Annotated in this window: 20 protein-coding genes; 8 read left to right on the forward strand and 12 right to left on the reverse strand. The window is 43.2% G+C overall.

Annotation, left to right across the window (positions count from 1 at the left end; all coding sequences use genetic code 11):
- Positions 1–130, forward strand: a 130-nt coding sequence (locus BCT11_RS25585; RefSeq protein ID WP_277868756.1) for a flagellin, incomplete at its 5' end; no start/stop codon positions are given.
- A gap of 114 nt (positions 131–244) precedes the next feature.
- A complete protein-coding gene (locus BCT11_RS25590; protein ID WP_042604264.1) occupies positions 245–1,369 on the forward strand; it encodes a flagellin in 1,125 nt (374 codons plus the stop codon).
- 99 nt (positions 1,370–1,468) lie between these two features.
- On the opposite strand, the gene crr is transcribed toward BCT11_RS25590, so the two are convergent.
- The 5 genes from crr to cysZ all read right to left on the reverse strand — a co-directional run bounded on the left by crr (position 1,469) and on the right by cysZ (position 6,380).
- Positions 1,469–1,978: a PTS glucose transporter subunit IIA gene (gene crr, locus BCT11_RS25595; protein ID WP_005425608.1), complete on the reverse strand. Its 510-nt coding sequence runs from the start codon at positions 1,976–1,978 to the stop codon at positions 1,469–1,471.
- Positions 1,979–2,083: 105 nt separating this feature from the next.
- Complete coding sequence (ptsI, locus tag BCT11_RS25600; protein WP_038877525.1) at positions 2,084–3,808, reverse strand: phosphoenolpyruvate-protein phosphotransferase PtsI; 1,725 nt, start codon at positions 3,806–3,808, stop codon at positions 2,084–2,086.
- Between the two features lie 139 nt (positions 3,809–3,947).
- A complete protein-coding gene (locus BCT11_RS25605) occupies positions 3,948–4,205 on the reverse strand; it encodes an HPr family phosphocarrier protein (protein ID WP_005436894.1) in 258 nt (85 codons plus the stop codon).
- 298 nt (positions 4,206–4,503) lie between these two features.
- Positions 4,504–5,472 (reverse strand): cysteine synthase A, encoded by a 969-nt coding sequence (gene cysK, locus BCT11_RS25615; protein ID WP_038865751.1) that lies wholly within the window; start codon positions 5,470–5,472, stop codon positions 4,504–4,506.
- 164 nt (positions 5,473–5,636) lie between these two features.
- Positions 5,637–6,380: a sulfate transporter CysZ gene (gene cysZ, locus BCT11_RS25620; protein ID WP_102389589.1), complete on the reverse strand. Its 744-nt coding sequence runs from the start codon at positions 6,378–6,380 to the stop codon at positions 5,637–5,639.
- 250 nt (positions 6,381–6,630) lie between these two features.
- Between cysZ and zipA the strand changes: the two genes are divergently transcribed.
- From zipA to BCT11_RS25645, 4 genes are all read left to right on the forward strand, one after another.
- Positions 6,631–7,566, forward strand: coding sequence for a cell division protein ZipA (gene zipA, locus BCT11_RS25625; protein ID WP_102389590.1), 936 nt, complete (start codon positions 6,631–6,633; stop codon positions 7,564–7,566).
- A gap of 90 nt (positions 7,567–7,656) precedes the next feature.
- Positions 7,657–9,669 carry an NAD-dependent DNA ligase LigA gene (ligA, locus tag BCT11_RS25630; RefSeq protein ID WP_102389592.1) on the forward strand — a complete coding sequence of 671 codons (2,013 nt, stop codon included), beginning with the start codon at positions 7,657–7,659 and terminating at the stop codon, positions 9,667–9,669.
- Positions 9,670–10,180: 511 nt separating this feature from the next.
- Positions 10,181–11,566 (forward strand): multidrug transporter, encoded by a 1,386-nt coding sequence (locus tag BCT11_RS25640; protein ID WP_102389595.1) that lies wholly within the window; start codon positions 10,181–10,183, stop codon positions 11,564–11,566.
- Between the two features lie 81 nt (positions 11,567–11,647).
- Positions 11,648–12,010 (forward strand): DUF2799 domain-containing protein, encoded by a 363-nt coding sequence (locus tag BCT11_RS25645; RefSeq protein ID WP_038893239.1) that lies wholly within the window; start codon positions 11,648–11,650, stop codon positions 12,008–12,010.
- Positions 12,011–12,086: 76 nt separating this feature from the next.
- Here the strand turns inward: BCT11_RS25645 and BCT11_RS28175 are convergent, their stop codons facing one another.
- The 7 genes from BCT11_RS28175 to bcsE form a co-directional block, all read right to left on the reverse strand.
- The gene (locus BCT11_RS28175; protein ID WP_020197694.1) at positions 12,087–12,263 is read right to left on the reverse strand and encodes a hypothetical protein; all 177 of its coding nucleotides are present in this window, start codon (positions 12,261–12,263) and stop codon (positions 12,087–12,089) included.
- Positions 12,264–12,341: 78 nt separating this feature from the next.
- Positions 12,342–12,521: a hypothetical protein gene (locus BCT11_RS25650; RefSeq protein ID WP_102389597.1), complete on the reverse strand. Its 180-nt coding sequence runs from the start codon at positions 12,519–12,521 to the stop codon at positions 12,342–12,344.
- Positions 12,522–12,851: 330 nt separating this feature from the next.
- The gene (locus BCT11_RS25655) at positions 12,852–13,313 is read right to left on the reverse strand and encodes an NfeD family protein (RefSeq protein ID WP_038865743.1); all 462 of its coding nucleotides are present in this window, start codon (positions 13,311–13,313) and stop codon (positions 12,852–12,854) included.
- Positions 13,314–13,316: 3 nt separating this feature from the next.
- Positions 13,317–14,237: an SPFH domain-containing protein gene (locus BCT11_RS25660; RefSeq protein ID WP_038865742.1), complete on the reverse strand. Its 921-nt coding sequence runs from the start codon at positions 14,235–14,237 to the stop codon at positions 13,317–13,319.
- A 161-nt stretch (positions 14,238–14,398) separates the two neighbouring features.
- On the reverse strand, positions 14,399–16,021 hold the full coding sequence (gene bcsG, locus BCT11_RS25665) for a cellulose biosynthesis protein BcsG (RefSeq protein WP_102389599.1): 1,623 nt from the start codon (positions 16,019–16,021) through the stop codon (positions 14,399–14,401).
- A complete protein-coding gene (locus tag BCT11_RS28180; RefSeq protein ID WP_173652484.1) occupies positions 16,021–16,197 on the reverse strand; it encodes a hypothetical protein in 177 nt (58 codons plus the stop codon). The genes bcsG and BCT11_RS28180 overlap by 1 nt, the downstream gene beginning before the upstream one ends.
- A complete protein-coding gene (bcsE, locus tag BCT11_RS25670; RefSeq protein WP_102389601.1) occupies positions 16,194–17,777 on the reverse strand; it encodes a cellulose biosynthesis protein BcsE in 1,584 nt (527 codons plus the stop codon). The genes BCT11_RS28180 and bcsE overlap by 4 nt, the downstream gene beginning before the upstream one ends.
- Positions 17,778–18,255: 478 nt before the next feature.
- On the opposite strand from bcsE, the gene BCT11_RS25675 reads away from it, so the two are divergent.
- Complete coding sequence (locus tag BCT11_RS25675; protein ID WP_038865736.1) at positions 18,256–18,453, forward strand: hypothetical protein; 198 nt, start codon at positions 18,256–18,258, stop codon at positions 18,451–18,453.
- On the forward strand, positions 18,450–19,223 hold the full coding sequence (gene bcsQ, locus BCT11_RS25680) for a cellulose biosynthesis protein BcsQ (protein WP_102389603.1): 774 nt from the start codon (positions 18,450–18,452) through the stop codon (positions 19,221–19,223). Before BCT11_RS25675 ends, bcsQ begins: the two co-directional genes overlap by 4 nt.
- Positions 19,224–19,226: the final 3 nt, after the last annotated feature.

The following is a 19,226-nucleotide window of genomic DNA, read 5'->3' on the forward strand; positions in this document are numbered from 1 at the left end:
TATCAAAGATACCGACTTCGCGAAAGAAACGACTCAAATGACCAAATCACAAATTCTATCGCAAGCGTCAAGCTCAATTCTTGCGCAAGCGAAACAAGCGCCAAACTCAGCGCTAAGCCTACTAGGTTAATCAACCTAATACGACGCGATACAAAAGCCAGGCTCACCCCTGGCTTTTTGCTTATTCAAATCACGCATTAGGTACACCGAATAGGACAGGTGACAAGGAGTTCGTATCGATTAGATGGTCTCTTTAAATACCAATGTCACTGCGATGATGACGCAGCGACACCTCAGTCATGCGGCTGAGCAAAACATAGAGTCACAGCGAAATCTCACTTCAGGTTATCGGATTAACTCAGCCAGTGATGATGCTGCTGGTTTGCAAATTTCCAATACTCTTAATGTCCAAACAAGAGGGCTTGATGTTGCCTTAAGAAATGCGCACGACGCGTATTCGGTGGCACAAACTGCGGAAGGGGCTTTGCATGAGAGTAGTGATATATTGCAACGCTTACGTTCTCTGGGGCTTCAAGCTGCGAACGGCAGTAATGATTCAAGTGATCGGCAAAGTATTCAATACGAGGTCGTAGCGCTGCAAGATGAGCTTGATCGTGTCGCGATCACGACGACATTTGCAGATAAGAACCTATTTGATGGATCTTATGGTTCTCAAAGCTTTCATATCGGCGCGAATGCCAACTCAATCTCTTTGACGCTGAAAAATATGCGCAGCCATATCCCAGAGATGGGCGGCCAACATTATATTGGTGATGCCGTTGATAAAGATTGGCGAGTTACGAGTGACAATCAAAGCATATCATTTGAATATCTTGATAAAGAAGGGCGACACCAGACGGAATCTATCGAATTCAAATTGGGTGACCGCGTTGAACAAGTAGCGACTTATATCAATGCTCAGCAATCGATAGTAAGTGCCTCAGTAACAGAAAACCATGAACTGCAATTCTTTGCTTCAACCTTGAATGCACCAGAAGGTGTAGAGCTGAAGGGGCGTTTAGCGAATGGGCTTGATGTAAGTTCCGGTGAGCTCGTTACTATGGATGATATCGATATGTCGACAGTTGGTGGGGCACAGCTTTCGATTGGGGTGATTGATGCCGCTATTAAGTATGTTGATTCACACAGAAGTGAAATAGGTGGCTTTCAAAACCGTGTCAGTGGCACCATGGATAACCTGAATACGGTGAACCATAGCGTGACGGAATCCAAAGGACGGATACGAGATACGGACTTTGCTCGTGAGTCGACGGAGATGGTGCGTTCGAAAGTACTGCAAGATGCAACAACTGCATTGTTGGCTCAGGCGAAGCAGAAACCAAGCTCGGCACTTGGGTTGCTCAGTTAAACCAGTTTTAGCGATGAAAGTTGTTTGGAAACAAAAGCTTCAGGTAATAAAAAACGCTGCCAATGGCAGCGTTTTTTTCGTGTTAGGCTAGGTAAAAAATTACTTAGTTACACGTAGAACTGGAGTTTCACCAACAGTTACAGAACCAGAAAGCTTGTTCAGCTCTTTGATTTCGTCCATGTTAGAGATAACAACTGGAGTTAGCGTTGATTTCGCTTTCTCTTCTAGAAGAGCAAGATCGAATTCAATTACAGTGTCGCCAGCTTTAACAGTTTGACCTTCTTCAGCGATGCGCTTGAAGCCTTCGCCTTTTAGTTCAACAGTATCGATACCGAAGTGAACGAAAAGCTCAACACCGTCGTCAGACTCGATAGAGAATGCGTGGTTTGTTTCGAAGATCTTACCGATAGTACCGTTTACAGGAGCTACCATTTTGTTACCAGCAGGCTTGATAGCAATACCGTCACCAACGATTTTCTCAGCGAAAACAACATCTGGCACATCTTCGATGTTCACGATCTCACCAGAAAGTGGTGCGATGATTTCGATTGCACCTGCGTCAGCGCTGTCGTCAGATACTAGCTTCTTAAGTTTGTCAAACAGACCCATTGTGTCATGCTCCTAACGTTTTATTTAATTCTGTCGAATTATAGTATACCAATCTTACGAGATAGACGACTTTTTTTAACCGCCTATCCCATTGGAATTAGTTGATTATTGAGTTTTCTCTGCAATGAACTTTTCTACAACAGCTTCGATTTCTGCTGCTGTTGGTAGAGAAAGTGCTTCTTCAGCCATTGCTTTCACTTCTGCGAAGTTAGAGTTACGGATAACTTTCTTCACTTTAGGGATAGAGATGCCACTCATAGAGAACTCGTCTAGACCCATACCTAGAAGTAGAAGTGTTGCACGCTCATCACCTGCAAGCTCACCACACATACCAGTCCATTTACCTTCAGCGTGAGAAGCGTCGATAACTTGCTTAATCACAGTAAGTACCGCTGGTGATAGTGGGTTGTAAAGATGAGAAATCATCTCGTTACCACGGTCAACCGCTAGTGTGTACTGAGTTAGGTCGTTTGTACCGATAGAGAAGAAAGCAACTTCCTTCGCTAGGTGGTGCGCGATAGCTGCTGCAGCTGGAGTCTCAACCATTACACCGATTTCGATGCTTTCGTCGAATGCATGACCTTCCGCACGAAGTTCCGCTTTGTACTCTTCGATTGCTTTCTTAAGCTCACGGATTTCTTCAACAGAGATGATCATTGGGAACATGATACGTAGCTTGCCGTGTGCAGATGCACGTAGGATACCGCGTAGCTGGTCACGTAGGATTTCACGACGATCCAAGCTGATACGTACTGCACGCCAGCCTAGGAACGGGTTCATCTCTTTTGGTAGATCCATGTATGGAAGATCTTTGTCGCCGCCGATGTCCATTGTACGGATGATCACAGACTCACCGTTCATTGCTTCCGCAACTTCTTTGTAAGCTTGGTATTGTTCTTCTTCAGTAGGAAGTGCATCACGGTCCATGAACAGGAATTCAGTACGGTACAGACCAACGCCTTCACCACCGTTACGGATGATACCGTCACAGTCTTTAACTGTACCGATGTTACCGCAAACTTCTACGCGGTGACCGTCAGTCGTTTCTGCGTGTAGATCTTTTAGCTTCGCTAGTTCTTCTTTCTCAGCGATGAATGCCGCTTTAACTGCTTTCGCGTCTTCTAGTTCAGCTTCAGATGGGTTGATAACGACTTTGTTGTTCATCGCATCAAGAATCAGCATGTCGCCGTTCTTAACTTGCTTAGTGATGTCGTTAGTACCAACGATCGCTGGAAGTTCTAGTGAACGAGCCATGATTGAAGTGTGAGAAGTACGACCGCCGATGTCACAAGCAAAACCAAGAACGTAGTCTAGGTTGATTTGTGCCGTTTCAGATGGCGTTAGGTCGTAAGCCACTAGGATAACTTCTTCATTGATGTCGCTTAGCGAAACAATGTTGATGCCTAGAGCGTTCTTAACGAAACGAGAACCGATGTCACGGATATCAGTTGCACGTTCTTTCAGGTATTCGTCGTCTAGTGACTCAAGAGCACATGCTTGCTCTTCGATAACTGAATGAATAGCGTGGTCCGCAGACATTTTGTCGTTTTTGATAAGTGCTAGGATTTCTTCTTCTAGCTCTTCGTCTTCAAGAAGCATGATGTGACCTTCAAAGATCGCTTCTTTTTCTTCGCCAAACGTTTCAAGCGCTTTTTGCTTGATAGTTTCTAGTTGAGCAGAAGATTTGTTACGAGCGTCAAAGAAACGTGCAACTTCTGCTTCTACTTGATCATCAGAAATAGTGTTTGTGTTTAGGACAATTTCATCTTCTTGAAGTAGTAGTGCTTTACCGATTGCAATACCAGGAGATGCTAGGATGCCTGAAATCATAGCCTTACCTTAAGTTGGTCAACTTTATAAAACGGGAGAATAATGGGTGCGCTAACGAATAGTATTAGCTTAGTTTTGAGCCTATTTCCAACGAAGCCATTTTGCTTTCACAAAATGGCTTCTGAAATAGGAGACCGAATTAGTGTAGTTGGTCCATTAGAGCAACTAGGTGGTCTACTGCTTGCTGAGCTTGTGGGCCTTCAGCAGAGATAGTTACTAGAGTACCTTTTACTAGGCCTAGTGTTTGCAGCTTGAATAGGCTCTTAGCGCTAGCGCTTTTACCGTTAGAAGTCACAGTGATGTCCGCGTCGAATGCTTTAGCTTCTTTAACGAACTGTGCAGCTGGACGAGTGTGAAGACCGTTTTCTGCTGTGATTTCTACTTGCTTCTCGTACATGTGATATACCCCAATAAATGTATTTTTTTGTTAGTTTGTGACTGAGTTTTAGCTTAACTGCTTTACTTCATGTGCGCTAGCACGGGAGAGTTCAAAGCGTGTCAGAACTGATACTAGTCAAAAGTTTGGTAATTACGCAACTGTTTGCGTGCACAATTACTTAGAAAACTTTTTGGTTTAGATTCTTTATTTTGAACCTAAAAATAAAACACCCTGATATTACCAAAGGTGGGGCAGGGATCAACAAAAAAGCCCCTGACCGGGGCTTTTTTAAACGAAAAATTGATTTGACCACATATTACTGTTGGTTCTCTTTCTCAGTAAAGATACCGGCAAATAGTGCTGTACTTAGGTAGCGTTCACCTGAGCTTGGAAGTACAGTTACAATTGTTTTTCCTTCAAATTCAGGAAGTTCCGCAAGGCGGTTTGCTGCCACTACTGCTGCACCCGATGAGATGCCAGCCAGAATGCCTTCCTCTTCCATAAGGCGCTGAGCCATCTCAATTGCCTCTTCAGAAGTCACTTGCTCAACACGGTCCAAAAGCTCTAAATCTAGGTTGCCTGGGATGAAACCAGCGCCAATACCTTGGATTTTGTGTGGTGCTGGTTGGATTTCTTCACCTGCTAGTGCTTGTGCGATAACCGGTGATTCTGCTGGCTCAACAGCGACAGAAGTGATTGCTTTGCCTTTTTCACCTTTGATGTAACGGCTTGTACCAGTGATAGTACCGCCCGTACCAACACCTGCTACGAATACGTCGATTTCACCGTCTGTTGCTTCCCAAATTTCAGGACCCGTTGTCTTCTCATGAATCTCTGGGTTTGCAGGGTTGTTGAACTGTTGTAGAAGTAGGTATTTATCTGGGTTGCTTGCTACGATTTCTTCGGCTTTCGCAATCGCGCCTTTCATGCCTTTTGCTGCTTCTGTTAGTTCTAGGTTTGCACCTAGCGCTTTTAGCAGTTTACGACGCTCAAGGCTCATTGATTCAGGCATCGTCAGTGTTAGCTTGTAACCGCGAGCTGCTGCTACGAATGCAAGCGCAACCCCTGTGTTACCACTGGTTGGCTCTACTAGCTCAACGCCTGGCTTGAGCGTGCCTGCTTTTTCAGCTTCCCAAATCATGTTGGCACCAATACGGCACTTAACGCTGAAGCTTGGGTTACGCGCTTCGATTTTCGCCAAAACTTTACCTTTGCTCACTTTATTCAAGCGAACAAGAGGCGTGTTACCAATAGTAAGAGAGTTATCTTCGTAGATCTTGCTCATAGTGATGTTCCTTCATTACACGATTTGTGAATATGATTAGAAGAATATGCGGTATGAAAAAAAGGGAAAAGGATTAAAAAGTTATATCTTATGAGGTTGGTCGAGAATTGAACAAAATAACAGAGGAGGCTTATTCGGCCTCCTCTGATTGATTCAAAACTGCGCTATTGCTGGTGTTTAAACTCAGTTACCCACATTGCAGTTGCACCACATACAGCAACAGGCATAACAATGAGGTTGAGAATTGGAATGGTGGTAAATACGGAAACCAAAACACCAAACCCATAAGCTTTACCTTGCTTTTGTTTCAATTTGTAACGCATGTCATTGAACGGCACTTTATGGTTATCAAATGGATAGTCGCAGTATTGGATCGCCAACATCCAGGCTGTGAAGAAGAACCATAAGAAAGGTCCAACCGTTTGACCCAGAGCAGGAATCAACAACAACAGGAATAAACCAATCGCTTTTGGCAATACATACAGCAGTTTTCGCCATTCACGAGCCATAACACGAGGTACATCTTTGACCAATGCTGCAAACCCATCGTCATTGACTTTCTGACCAGTCAGCGACTCTTCTACTTTTTCAGCAAGCAATCCGTTGAATGGTGCGGCGATAAAGTTCGCTAAGGTGCTGAAAAAATATGAAAAGGTGGCGAGAATCGTTAGGACGAGCATTGGCCACAAGAGGTAAGTCAACCAAGACAGAAACTCAGGGAGTTGCCCAATCCAGCCTTCAATCCAAGCGTCTAAGTGAGAGAAAAGATAGAAGATAGCACCACCAACTAGCAATATATTCGCCAGCAGAGGGAGAACGACAAAACGTCTGATCTCTGGAGAGAGCGCCAATTGAATTCCGTATAGGAAATAACCAAAACCGGTTCTTTGTTGAATGTTCGACTTCATATCTATTTTATTTCTTGTGAGTGAAAACTCATTGTACCTGTCGATACTTTTCTTTCAATGCCCTAACAAATGAGGTCTTGTAAAGTGGAATCGTGGCAAGAATCACAACAAAAAACGGAACTTCTTGCATTAAGTTGTTCTAAACCTGCATATAGTTTTGGTAAAGTAAACGCATCATTCAGATTTATTGCACTTGGGTTACTGCTCAAGGATGTGCGAGTAGTAAGAACAGGTAGATTGAGAGTAAATAATGCAGGAATTGCGATTCGTACTCATTGTTGTTGGCGCATTAGCCATCGCCGCATTGCTTTTTCATGGCCTATGGACAAGCAAAAAAGAAGGCAAAGCGAAGTTTGGTAACAAACCACTTGGTAAGTTGGATGTTGACCAAGAAGAAAAAGAACCTCAAGAACAAGAGCGAGATTTTGCTCCTGCTCCAGAAGATGATTTCGAGATTATCCGTAAAGATCGCAAAGAGCCAGACTTTGGGATGGAAAGCTCGTTTGACAACAAGTTCGCCTCAGACCCTCTGATTGATGATGTTCTTGATGTAAAAGAGAAAGAGCATAAAGAAGAACCTGAGATCCCTGCTTTTGTTGCAACTAAAGCGGAACAAGAGCCTGAGCCAGAAATTGTTGAGCCTGTTCAAGCGACGTTCGAAGAAGAGATTATCGAGCCAGTGTTCGAAACACCTGAAGTTGTCGAACCAGAAATCGATGTTGCACCAGTTGTTGTAGAGCAACCTGAAGAGCCAAAACCAGAACCTGAAATGCAAGTCATTGTGTTGAACGTTCACTGCGCTGGCGATGAGCCGTTCATCGGTACTAAGTTGTTCGATAGCATGCAGCAAAATGGATTGATTTACGGTGAGATGAATATCTTCCATCGTCATGTTGATTTGTCTGGTAACGGTAAAGTGCTCTTTAGTGTCGCCAACATGATGCAACCGGGCACATTAGAACATGGTGACCCTGCCGAATTCTCTACCAAAGGTATCTCGTTCTTTATGACATTACCTTGCTACGGTGAAGCAGATCAAAACTTCAACCTAATGCTGCGTATTGCACAACAAATTGCAGACGATATGGGTGGTAATGTCCTTGATGACCAACGAAACCTAATGACGCCGGACCGATTGGCATCTTATCGTCGTCAAATAGTTGAGTTTACTGCCGCTAGCGCATAATCTTAACACCAAATAAAGAGAGGGCTCCGTTAGGAGCCCTTTTTCATAGAATTCTCAACCTCATTTATTGAATACACACGGGGCTTTAATATGTCTGAACCAGTACTTCAGCGACTAGAAGAACTCAAAGAATCGTTGCATTACCACGCTGTTCGTTACTACGTGGAAGATAACCCTGAGATTCCAGATGCAGAATACGATCGTATGATGCGCGAGCTTATGGATATTGAAGCCGAACACCCAGATCTTGTTACAGTGGATTCTCCAAGCCAGCGTGTAGGTGGTCAGCCGTTATCTGAGTTCAGCCAAGTGACGCACGAAGTTCCAATGCTGTCTTTAGACAATGCTTTCGACGATGGTGAACTGGATAGCTTTCATAAGCGCGCTCAAGATCGTGTTCCTGACCAAACTATCAAGCAGTATTGCTGTGAACCTAAGTTAGATGGATTAGCTGTAAGCTTGCTGTACGAGAACGGTGTACTTGTACAAGCAGCAACGCGTGGTGATGGTGCGACAGGTGAAAATATTACTGAAAACGTACGTACTATCAGCGCGATTCCACTTAAGTTGCAAGGCAAAGACTGGCCTGCTCGTCTTGAAGTTCGTGGCGAAGTATTCATGCCGAAAGCCGGTTTTGACAAACTTAACGAGACTGCTCGCAAAAAAGGCGAGAAAGTGTTTGTGAACCCACGCAATGCAGCTGCGGGAAGCCTGCGTCAATTAGATTCGCGCATTACTGCTTCACGCCCATTGAGCTTCTACGCGTACAGTGTTGGTGTTGTGGAGGGCGCAACGTTAGCATCAAGCCATTACGAGCGATTCCTTCAAATCAAATCTTGGGGTTTGCCAATGTGCCCTGAAACCAAGCGAGTCGATAGCTTGGAAGAAGTGAAAGCCTACTATCAAGATATTCTGACTCGTCGTGAAGCATTAGCTTATGAAATCGACGGTGTCGTAATAAAAGCTGATGACATTGCTATTCAAGAGCGATTGGGCTTTGTTGCTCGAGCACCTCGTTGGGCTATCGCATACAAATTTCCGGCTCAGGAAGAAATTACAACGTTAAACGAAGTCGAGTTCCAAGTGGGTCGTACCGGTGCGATTACTCCAGTTGCGAAGCTTGAGCCTGTCTTCGTTGGCGGTGTAACCGTCAGTAATGCAACCCTACACAATGCAGACGAAATTGAACGTTTAGAGGTAATGGTTGGTGATGAAGTTGTGATTCGTCGTGCTGGTGATGTTATCCCACAAGTTGTTTCGGTGATCAAAGAGCGTCGTCCTGAAACTGCGCGAGAAATTATTTTCCCTGAAGCGTGTCCTGTATGTGGCTCTCATGTTGAACGTATTGAAGGGGAAGCGGTAACACGTTGTACTGGTGGATTAGTGTGCCAAGCACAACGTAAAGAAGCACTAAAACATTTTGTTTCTCGTAAAGCCCTTGATGTTGATGGTCTTGGCGACAAAGTGATTGAACAGCTCGTTGACCGAGAAATGGTTGAGACACCAGCAGATCTGTTTAAGTTGTCGGCCGGAGTGTTGACAGTCCTAGAGCGCATGGGCCCTAAATCGGCAACCAACGTAGTTAGTGCTCTTGAGAAATCAAAATTGACAACATTACCGCGTTTCTTGTATTCGCTAGGTATTCGTGAGGTAGGGGAGGCGACGGCTGCCAACCTAGCGCAACACTTCAGGTCACTGGATTTGATTCAGGCAGCGACAGAAGAACAGTTAATTGAAGTTCAAGATATTGGCGTTATTGTTGCCAAACACATCACGACCTTCTTTGGTGAAGAGAAAAACCAGGTTGTTGTACAGGATTTGTTGAATCAAGGTATTAATTGGCCTGAGATTGCCGCTCCGCAACAAGGTGTTGAGTTACCGTTAGAAGGCAAAGTTGTTGTATTGACGGGCACGCTTTCTCAGCTGGGACGTTCCGAAGCGAAAGAAGCGCTGCAGAATCTAGGTGCAAAAGTGACGGGTAGCGTTTCAAAGAAAACCGATATTCTTTTTGCTGGAGAGAATGCTGGCTCTAAGCTAGCGAAAGCTCAAGAGTTGGGTGTTGAGGTTAAAACCGAACAAGACTTGCTCAATTTGATGAAATAACTTCCATCAAAAAAGATAAAAAAATAACTAAAAGCCCTAAATGACAGTCATTTGGGGCTTTTTCTTGCCAATTAAAAAGTGACAAAATTAGCGCTATTTTCCTATTGAAATCATTTCAGTGATCAAGATCTCTCCTTTAATTTTTCCTCGTATCTAGCAGTAACTCTGCGATCAACTTCAAATTGACGTTTCCTGCTAGCTTTTAAGTCATTGATAAATAAGTTTTTTATATTGCCCCGCAGTTTGGGTGTTAAAAATAAGATCTGGATCAACAAGTTATATGGAACTTTGGCGTTGGTCATATTTTTTTAGAAAAAAAATAAGTTCCGTTTGGATGTTTTTAGATGCGAAGTTAGTCTTAGAAGCGTGGATACACGGTGTGTATGCAGGAACTAAAAAGAACCAATTTAGAAATATTGAGGTTCACTCAGGAATTTACTTCTCTCCTTCGGCGGCCAACTTAAGGTGAGATAGAAAAATACAGCTATATCCATTTTTAGGAGTTTTTTCCATGGACAAATTTTTTAAAGTATCTGCCCTTACTGCGGCAATGATGGGTGCAGTAGTTGCTGCTCCAGCAATGGCTGAAGATCCAGTAGGTCCAGAGTATGCAGGCGCAGTTTCAGAGTTTTTCTCTGAGTCGACTATCAGCGGTAACCTTAACTTTTGGATGCGTGCTCGTGACCGCGGTAACGTAGATGCCAATGGTAATGACACTAAAAAGGTAACGAACCTAGACCACGGTTCTATCTTTGCAAATCTAGGCTTCAACTCTGGCTATGTTGGCGGTGTTGCTGGTCTTGATGTTGTTATCTACAGCACATTCGACATGTGGCAAAATGGTGGTGCAGACCACGAAATGAACTTCTGGGGTGTAAACAACCCATACGATAAAGAAGCGAAAGACAGCGCATGTTCTGATGTATGGACTGACTGTACTGACAACGGCGTTTCATTTGCTACTGCGGCAGCGAAATTTAAACTAGGTGACTCTGCTACTGCGAAACTTGGTTACTTCCAACCATCTGTACCTAGCTCTCTAGGTGTTAACTGGTCATTCGCTCCTGGTACTTACCTAGGTGGTGAAGTTGGCGGAAAAATCGGTGGTTTTGACCTAGGTTTGGTTGTTGCAACTGAATACAAAGCACCGTGGTTCAAAGAAACTTACGAATTCAGAACAACTAAGGGTGAAGACGCAGGTACACTTTACTCTGTAGGTGGTCGTTACACTCTAGACAACGGTATCTCTCTAGATGCAGCATACGGTGGTCTATCTGATGGTGACCGTTGGAACGCTCACTTTAAAGTGAAAGGTACAACAGACGGCGGTCTATACTGGTCTCCTCAACTATACATCGTTGACGATAGCGAACAGTACGACAGCACTGCATTCCAGTTAGCACTTTTGACAAGCTTCTCTTCTGGTCAGTACTCATACCGTGCTGAAGCGACATACACTGGCGCAGATTCAGGTGACCCAGCAAACGTTGGTAACATGTCTTACCGTCTAACTAGCCAATACGGTGGTTCTAATGGTGCTTATGAAATCTGGTGGAACAACCGTTCAGACTTTAACCACGATGAAGAGCTAGCTGTATTTGGTTCTGTGTCTCGTGATTTCTCAGACATCGGTGGTAAAGGCTTTAGTGCTGGTCTAAGCGGTGCTTATGGCTTTGGTTCATCAGCTCAAGGCTACGATGATCTTAGTGAGTATGCGTACAGCTTGTTTGCAAACTATGCAATCCAAGCAGGTGCTCTTAAAGATGCTAACATCAGCTTCTACTACACTAACTACTACAATGACACAAACGCTCCAAACTGGACTGGCTACTCTAACTTGTTCCAAGATGAGGAAGATTTCAAGCTAGCATTAACTATTCCTTTCGCTGTTAAATAAGCGAACTGAATATACTAAATAGTGTCTAAAAAGCTGAGCATACGCTCAGCTTTTTTTGTCTCAGAGACCAAGGAGCTAACCATGAAGAAAGCACTGATCATTCCATTTGTATTATTCTCCCTTCAAGCTTGTAGCACTGCCCCTAAAACTCCAGCCGAATATTGGTATGGGCAAGGTGAACGTTTTGGCTCAAATGGCTACCGCTACGACAACGATGTTTTAGCGAACTTAAAAGAGAGTGTTTCTTTTGACGAAGCATCCTACAAGGCGGGCTATGAAGCAGGTAAAGCAGAGTACTGTGATCCTTTCAAAGCGTTTGAAAAAGGTATCCAAGGTACTCGTTATACTGACCAATGTGCAGGTCAGCCTCAAGAAGTCATGATCAAAGCGGAATGGCAAAGAGGGTGGGATGCATTTATCGGTTCTGACTTCTACAAGTTCTAAGTTTTTTCATTTAATGGCCAACGAAGTTTATCCCCGTAAAATAGATAAACTTCGTTAAAACCATTGATAATGTTAATTATTTAAATGTCCCACCGTACATTGTGCATAATTCGCGTGGTAGGTGTTTTACTGTACCATCACTAAATGTGCAATCTACGCCGGCACCGAATGCATGTCCCGCTGAGTTTTGTGCTAAAGAAATTGGAGACGCAAAAATAAAGCACGCGATAAATAAAGCAGCAATCTTTTTCATGGTGAATCCTCTCACTCATTAAATTTCCAGTTTAGGCTGAATAATTAATTTATCTTTCAATTTAAAGTTAGAGTTATTTTATTTCTTTATCGTACCATTTTGATGTTGGCATAAGACGATTGGCATATAATCGCTAGTCCCGTTTGGTAGATAGCATTGCACGTTAGGCCCTGTAGCACTGTTACCGTTTGAGCCTGAATAGGCAAACACGCTTGATGAGAACAACATCACAGCGAACAACATCATTGTATTTTTCATAGTACTTCCTCTTACTTACCTTAAAAAAATATAAGCACTTAATAGACATGCTTATGCGTTAAGTATGTATGGAGACCTAGAAAGATCAAAATTAAATTCAACAAGGTTTTATTTTTTAAAATAAATTTAGATTTTGAAAAAGTAATTATATTTCGCTATGTGTTTGAATTATTAAAATTGAAAATTTAAAAATAGGTAGAAAAGAGAGGATATTGATAATATTTCTATCACTTAATTCACATGATTAATTTAAATAAGTAGATGAAATAAAAGAGGTAGTGGGGTTAGGAATAGAATAGGGCGCATAGCACCCTATTATTTTGACAAACATCATCGAGAAATAGGTTTTATCTTAAGAATTATGCCATCAACAGCAATAATTTCGACTCGAGTTCCTGCTGGTAAATCGTGTTCTGACTCAGCAGACCAAGTAGTATCTGCCACTCGTAAGCGGTTCATCCCCACCGTGAAGTCTTCATCTAACGTCACGATACTGCCGACTAATTGCTTCTGTTTTTGGTTAAGATCGCGCGCACTGTCGCTCTTGCGATCTTTCGACCATTGTTTTCGCCACCATAGCCAAGTTGTCACCAAGCTGAATGCCGCAAAGGCTAACCACTGCATTTGCCAGCCGATTGGTAGCACAGATAAAATCGCACCTACGATCAATGCAGAGATGCCAAGCCATAGGAAGTAGCCTGCTGTGCCGAGTAACTCAACAGCTAACAATGCGAGGCCGAAAGCAATCCAATGCCAGAAAGTGATGCCTTCTAATAAACTAAATAAGTCCATAGGCTAGCCTTTGTCTTTGCTTTGTTGGAACATTTCAGCAATACCAGCAACAGAGCCCATTAAACCAGTTGCTTCGATTGGTAGCATGATGATTTTCCCATTTTCTGCTTGGCCAATACTCTTCAATGCGTCGGTATAGCCTTGAGCAATAAAGTAGTTCACCGCTTGAACGTCACCTTTAGCGATGGCTTCTGACACCATGTAAGTCGCTTTTGCTTCCGCTTGCGCCGCACGTTCGCGGGCTTCTGCGTGTAAGATCGCAGACTGCTTTTCACCTTCCGCTTTTAAGATCTCTGATTGTTTTTGACCTTCTGCTCGTAAGATTTCTGCTTGGCGCACACCTTCAGCTTCTAAGATCTCTGCACGTTTATTACGTTCTGCTTTCATCTGAGCATTCATTGCCGCAGTCAGATCTGCTGGTGGCTGAACGTCTTTAATCTCAATACGTGTCACTTTGACACCCCAAGGGTTAGTAGCTTGGTCAACAATAGAGAGAAGCTTGGTGTTGATCATGTCACGCTGGCTGAGCATTTCGTCCAGCTCCATTGAACCAAGTACGGTACGGATGTTGGTTAATGTGAGGTTACGAATAGCATGTTCTAGATCGTTGACTTCATAAGCCGCTTTGGCTGCGTCGATAACTTGAACAAAGCCGACTGCGTCGATGACGACATTCGCATTATCTTTAGAAATAACCTCTTGAGCTGGAATGTCGAGAACGCGTTCCATCATATTGATCTTCTGACCAATTCTATCAATAAACGGAATAATTAAGTTCAGGCCCGGTTTAAGTGTGTGGGTATAACGTCCAAAGCGTTCAACTGTCCAGTTGTTCCCTTGAGGTACAGTCTTAATCGCAGAGGCAAGAATAATAACGGCTAGAGCAACGAAAATACCGATGGTGATCAATGAGTCAATTGGCATGTGCTATTCCCTTAAGTGCATAATGTTTAATCCATTCTTACTTATTTATGCGTATTAAACAATCGTAGAAATGAGAGCTTGGATAGATAACAGGCAGAATAAAGGCCGGAATACACCAGCCTTTATTATTGCTAAAAATTCATGCCGTTAACATGTGAATGCTATTTAGTTGGGTATTCAATCCAACTGGTACCATCTAATGAGACGTAGTACTTACCATTTACCTCAATTACGGTTGAGCCAGAGTTTTGAGCGACCACACGGGTTTCTGGTAAGTTGCCAGCCAATTTGCTCGGGTTGAATGATCCCTTGTCATAAATGTTTTGTTCAAGAATATTCGATACCAATTGTGATAGGGCTAAGTAGCTTGAAGGCGCTTTAACGTGCTTCGTATTGCCTTGGCGTTGAATTCCTTCACCGAAGACTTTAATCCCAACCGGTGTGTGAACGATGGTCGGAGCTGGAATTTCACGCATACCAGAGATCTGCATTCTATCACCTCGCATACCGGCGCCATGTTCTGGCACTAATGCAACAACAATATTACGTTTGGAGGCTTTTAGCTCTTGGAAGAACGAGTAAAGATCATCAAGAAGATTCTTTAGGCGTTTCTTGTAACTCACCATAGACGTTGTCGAGTTTGCATTGATGATGCGGTTACCATCATGCAATGAAATGGTGTTATACAACACAACCACTTTCTTATCATCGCTTTTGATTCGTTGCTGCCACCAGACATCAAGCACCTGTTTATCACGGAAGATCGAGGAGCCATCAAACGACTTTTGGTAAGGCTTGAACCCTTCTTGAGACATCAGGTTCGTTTTTAGATCGCCATCTTTTTTGATCAGTTCTAAGAAGCTATCGAACACACCGTTGTGGTTCATCAACAGATTTTCTTTGAAGCCGAGATCTTTCAGGTTATCGAACAAGTAACATTGCTTTGGAGCAGGCTCGAACAATTTACTGTGTTCTTGCTGGCCACAACTTGCTCTCAGCAGCCTTACAACGGCTGGTCCGCTGTAGGATGTTGCCGCGCTGAAGTTATCAAACATGACATCAAATTCTTTGAACAACGGGTGATCGGCCAAACCAGCAATCTCGATGTCATCCCAAGCGACGGAACAGATGCTCAAGAACAGCAAATCAAACGGAGCATCTTGTGCACTATCAGGGCTGAACGAGACACGTCGTGACGCTTCTTTCGCAAAGAAATCCGCGGTCATACTGTTGAGCGACTCATCGTTGATTTCTGTGACTTGAGGTTGTGCCGTTTCCGCCACTTCCGTAGTTGCTGGTAGCGTAGGTTGAGTTGTCTCAACGGTGACTGAACTCTGTGGCGTTTTTGGAATGCTGACGTAAATCATCGCGATGACAACGAATACAGAAACACGTAAAAACTTACTCAGAATGAAATACGCTGCGCACAAAGCAAACAACCCAAGCAATGCTTGAACAGAGATGAAACGTCCCATGAGCTCGACAAGATAGCTAAACTCAAACTGCATCAACTGACCCGCCTGAGCCCATAATCGCTCTAGCGGAGGTAAGAAAGAGTCATAATGCAGTAGCCATGCAGCGATGATCACTGCGATAACATGTCGCAGGACATTCAATGCTTTGATTGGCACTGGTAACAGAATAAAGAGCAAGAGCGCAAAGTTTTCTAGCGGATGGAAATCGATGGTCCCTTGGAGGAAAAGGGCTACTTTGGCAATAAAATAAATGTTCCACCAACCCAATCCAATTGTGAACTGAGCAGGCTGTTTAGAGTGTGAAGTCATCACTTAAGCTTCTTGTTTTTGTTTACAGAAAGATCTTGCTCAAAGTACTGAGCGCGTTTTAAGTATCTATCGTAGAATCGCTTTATCGCGCTTACTGCATCACGCAGAAAGTAGCCTAGGATTAATCCGATGCAAAGGCTAATGCCTACGGTGAGCATAAAGTCATCAATGTTCATTCCTGCTCCTTAATGTTGATGGCTTTCTTTACTGCGAACAAAGCAGGTACCTCGCTCATCGGCTTTTTAGTTACCGCGAAAATCTGCTTCTCAGTGGTCAAGCTTGATACCTCCTCAGAGATGCTGACTTCATCCTCTAGGATGTATTTTAGTTCAGCTTCGATGTCATAATGGGTATCAAAGGTGCGCGTTGAGTGAAACAGATCTCGAGGTGGAAACTCGAAAATATTATTAAGAGCAACATCGATGTCGTTATGACGAATAGCGCTGAACAAAACATAAAGTGCTTTGTTACACGCGGTGACGACATCACCATCTCGTCGGATGTGGCACAAACGAAGACATTCTTCAGGACTCATTCCCAGCAGCAAATTCAACTTAATCAGAGCAAAGTTGACGTTAGAACGGCTTGAACTGGCGATCACATCCGTACAGTATTGACTGAAGTCTCTGTTATGCAGGTAACCTTTGCTGCCAAATTTAACGTCGTACTTTAGTAAGGCCTCTAGGCTTTGAGGTAACGCACGCGTCAGCATTTGTCCTTGTATGGCCTCTACCTGAGTCATAAAGCGCATCTGAGGCACCTGCACCGGTGAAATCAGGTTTACGCCAGCACGAAGCAGAAACTTTTCGTCCGCATATCGTAAACATTGTTGTGTTTCTCTGATCACGAGCTTGAGTTGTCTGCCCGCTTTCGTGCGCAGTCGGTAGCAATCCAATGCCAACTGTTGTACTTCGCTTTGGCTTGAGCAGTTGAAAACCATGGTTGATGCTCTTGGGCTGTCTAACATCTCTAATAATTGTTGGTTATTTTCTGCTAGGTGCATTCCTTTCGGAACTTTTGTGCTATCACCTAAGGCTTCTTTCGTAATGTAAAGTCGTTCGCTATCGGCTTTGTCTTCTGTAACGTCGTTCGTTTGCAACTTCTCATAAGGTGTCGCGAGCAAGTGGCCGTCATCATCAAAAGATAGGATGTATTCTTCTTCTGATTTCACCCCATGCTTGTTGGACCAAAAGTCGACAAAGTAACTGTATCGTGTTTCATCTAATGCGCTCATCGTCGCGAGACCGGCGAGGTATTGATTATTCGTCAACAACTTAGGCTTAAGTATCGATGTCGCCAAATGACCATAGATACATATATTGATTATGAGCGATTTTTTATGAGCGAATTCATTAATTGTTTTTAGGAATATGCCTACATCTTTGTCGCTGCAGTGAGATAAAATCGAGTCGGGAATAAACAAAATATAGTTAGAGTTCTTAATGATATTTATTTTGTGAATGTCTTTGGCGAGAATAATTGGGTTTAACTTCTTTTTATGGTTTTTATTACTTACAAAGTAGACCTTATCAAGATAACTATCAGATAAGTCATTGAATTTTTGTGATGCTTTGCGATTTAGGCCGGATAGGAAGGTTTCTTTATTGGTGAAACTTGTAAGCGAAGTGTTGTGACTTTGGTCTGATGCACTAGTTAAGAATTCAATTGTCATGTGTTTGTGAGAAAATAAATTGACGTATACCGATTTACTTGCTCGATCACTGGTAATTGCGGACAGACCGTTTATTAATGACATCAAAATAGCCTTTTAATCAGATGGTTATGTTCAATCTTGGTTGTCTTTATCGTTGTGCTGTATGTAAAACGTTACAGAAAAAAATGCCAGTGTGACAATAAAATGACGCGAAGATATTAAACGAAATTGATCAAAAATAAAATTAGATATAGCATTATCTGCCTTGATGTTTATAAGTTTAAAATTAGGCATTTGCAAATCAATATATTTAAAGTTCGCCTATAGTTTTATCTTATATGTCGTAAACGGATAATTACAACTCATCTTCATAATCTCAGTTTCTGAAGCCTAACATCGTATAGGAATTTAATAATCATGTGATCAATGACTTAGGTTGTTCACATTTTTTCTCATTCTATAAATATGTGATGCACGGGTTAGGTGCGTCAAATTTTCATCATCGTATTTGATAAAAATTTAAGCAAGATAGGAATGTCTTAGCGCTTTATCAGATCCGTGGATAACGTGGAAAGATGTCGTGACAGAGCCAGCAAAAGACATTAATTCGATCTACTCTTCATATGACTTAACTCAGCATCAATATGTTGAGACGACAGAAAACGAGTCGTATCTCAATGTGAAAAGTAAATGGTTGGTTTTTCAATCTCAATCGACCAAAGACAGTGGCGTTGGGATCAAAAACAAACAAGCAGGTATTGAAACGGAAGCGATATGAAGCGCCTTCTTTTTGTTAGCCTGAGAGGCGGATGTGGATCAACCACGGTAACCGCAAACTTGGCTCAAGCTTTAGTCAAAATTAACAAGCAGGTTCTAGCTATCGACGCAGTGCCTGAGAATCTGTTACGCCTTCATCTTGGCCTTCCTTATGAAGAGCAAGACGGTTGGGCAGCACGTGTGTTGTCTGGCGATGCTTGGGTAGAGGCCGGGTATCAAAGCCCGCAAGGCGCTCTGTTGCTACCATTTGGCGAATTGGATGCCGATCAAAAGGGTCAGTTCGCTCAATCTTATCAATACCTTCAAGCGCTTGGTCGCTCAACGTTGCAAGTCACAGATGCAGAGCAATGGCAGTTGTTCCACGGTGATATGTCTTACCTCATGACTCCAGAAATGAACGCGTTTGTTGAGTCGGTGGACATGGTGTTTGTGGTTATTAACGCTGATGCAATGAACTACGCAGCGTTACAAACGGCGCTTAGACACTCGTCTCAAATCAGCAACCTAGTCGAGTCTGGTAAGCTGCGTTACATTCTTAATCAATATCAGCCTGAGACTGAGATTGGTCGAGATTTCATGCTGGTGTTTAAGAAGGAACTTCAAGCGTCGTTAGTGCCTATTCTCATGCACCGTGATACGGCATTGGCTGAATGCGCCGCCAATTTGACGACCGTTCAGCATTACTCTCCGACGAGCCAAGCAGCGAAAGATTACCAGTCTTTGGCATTTTGGTGCGTTTCTACGCTTGCTGCTGCAACTTCTCAGGGCTAATGC

It is taken from the genome of Vibrio sp. 10N.222.52.B12 (assembly GCF_002875385.1).
GTDB lineage: Bacteria > Pseudomonadota > Gammaproteobacteria > Enterobacterales > Vibrionaceae > Vibrio > Vibrio jasicida.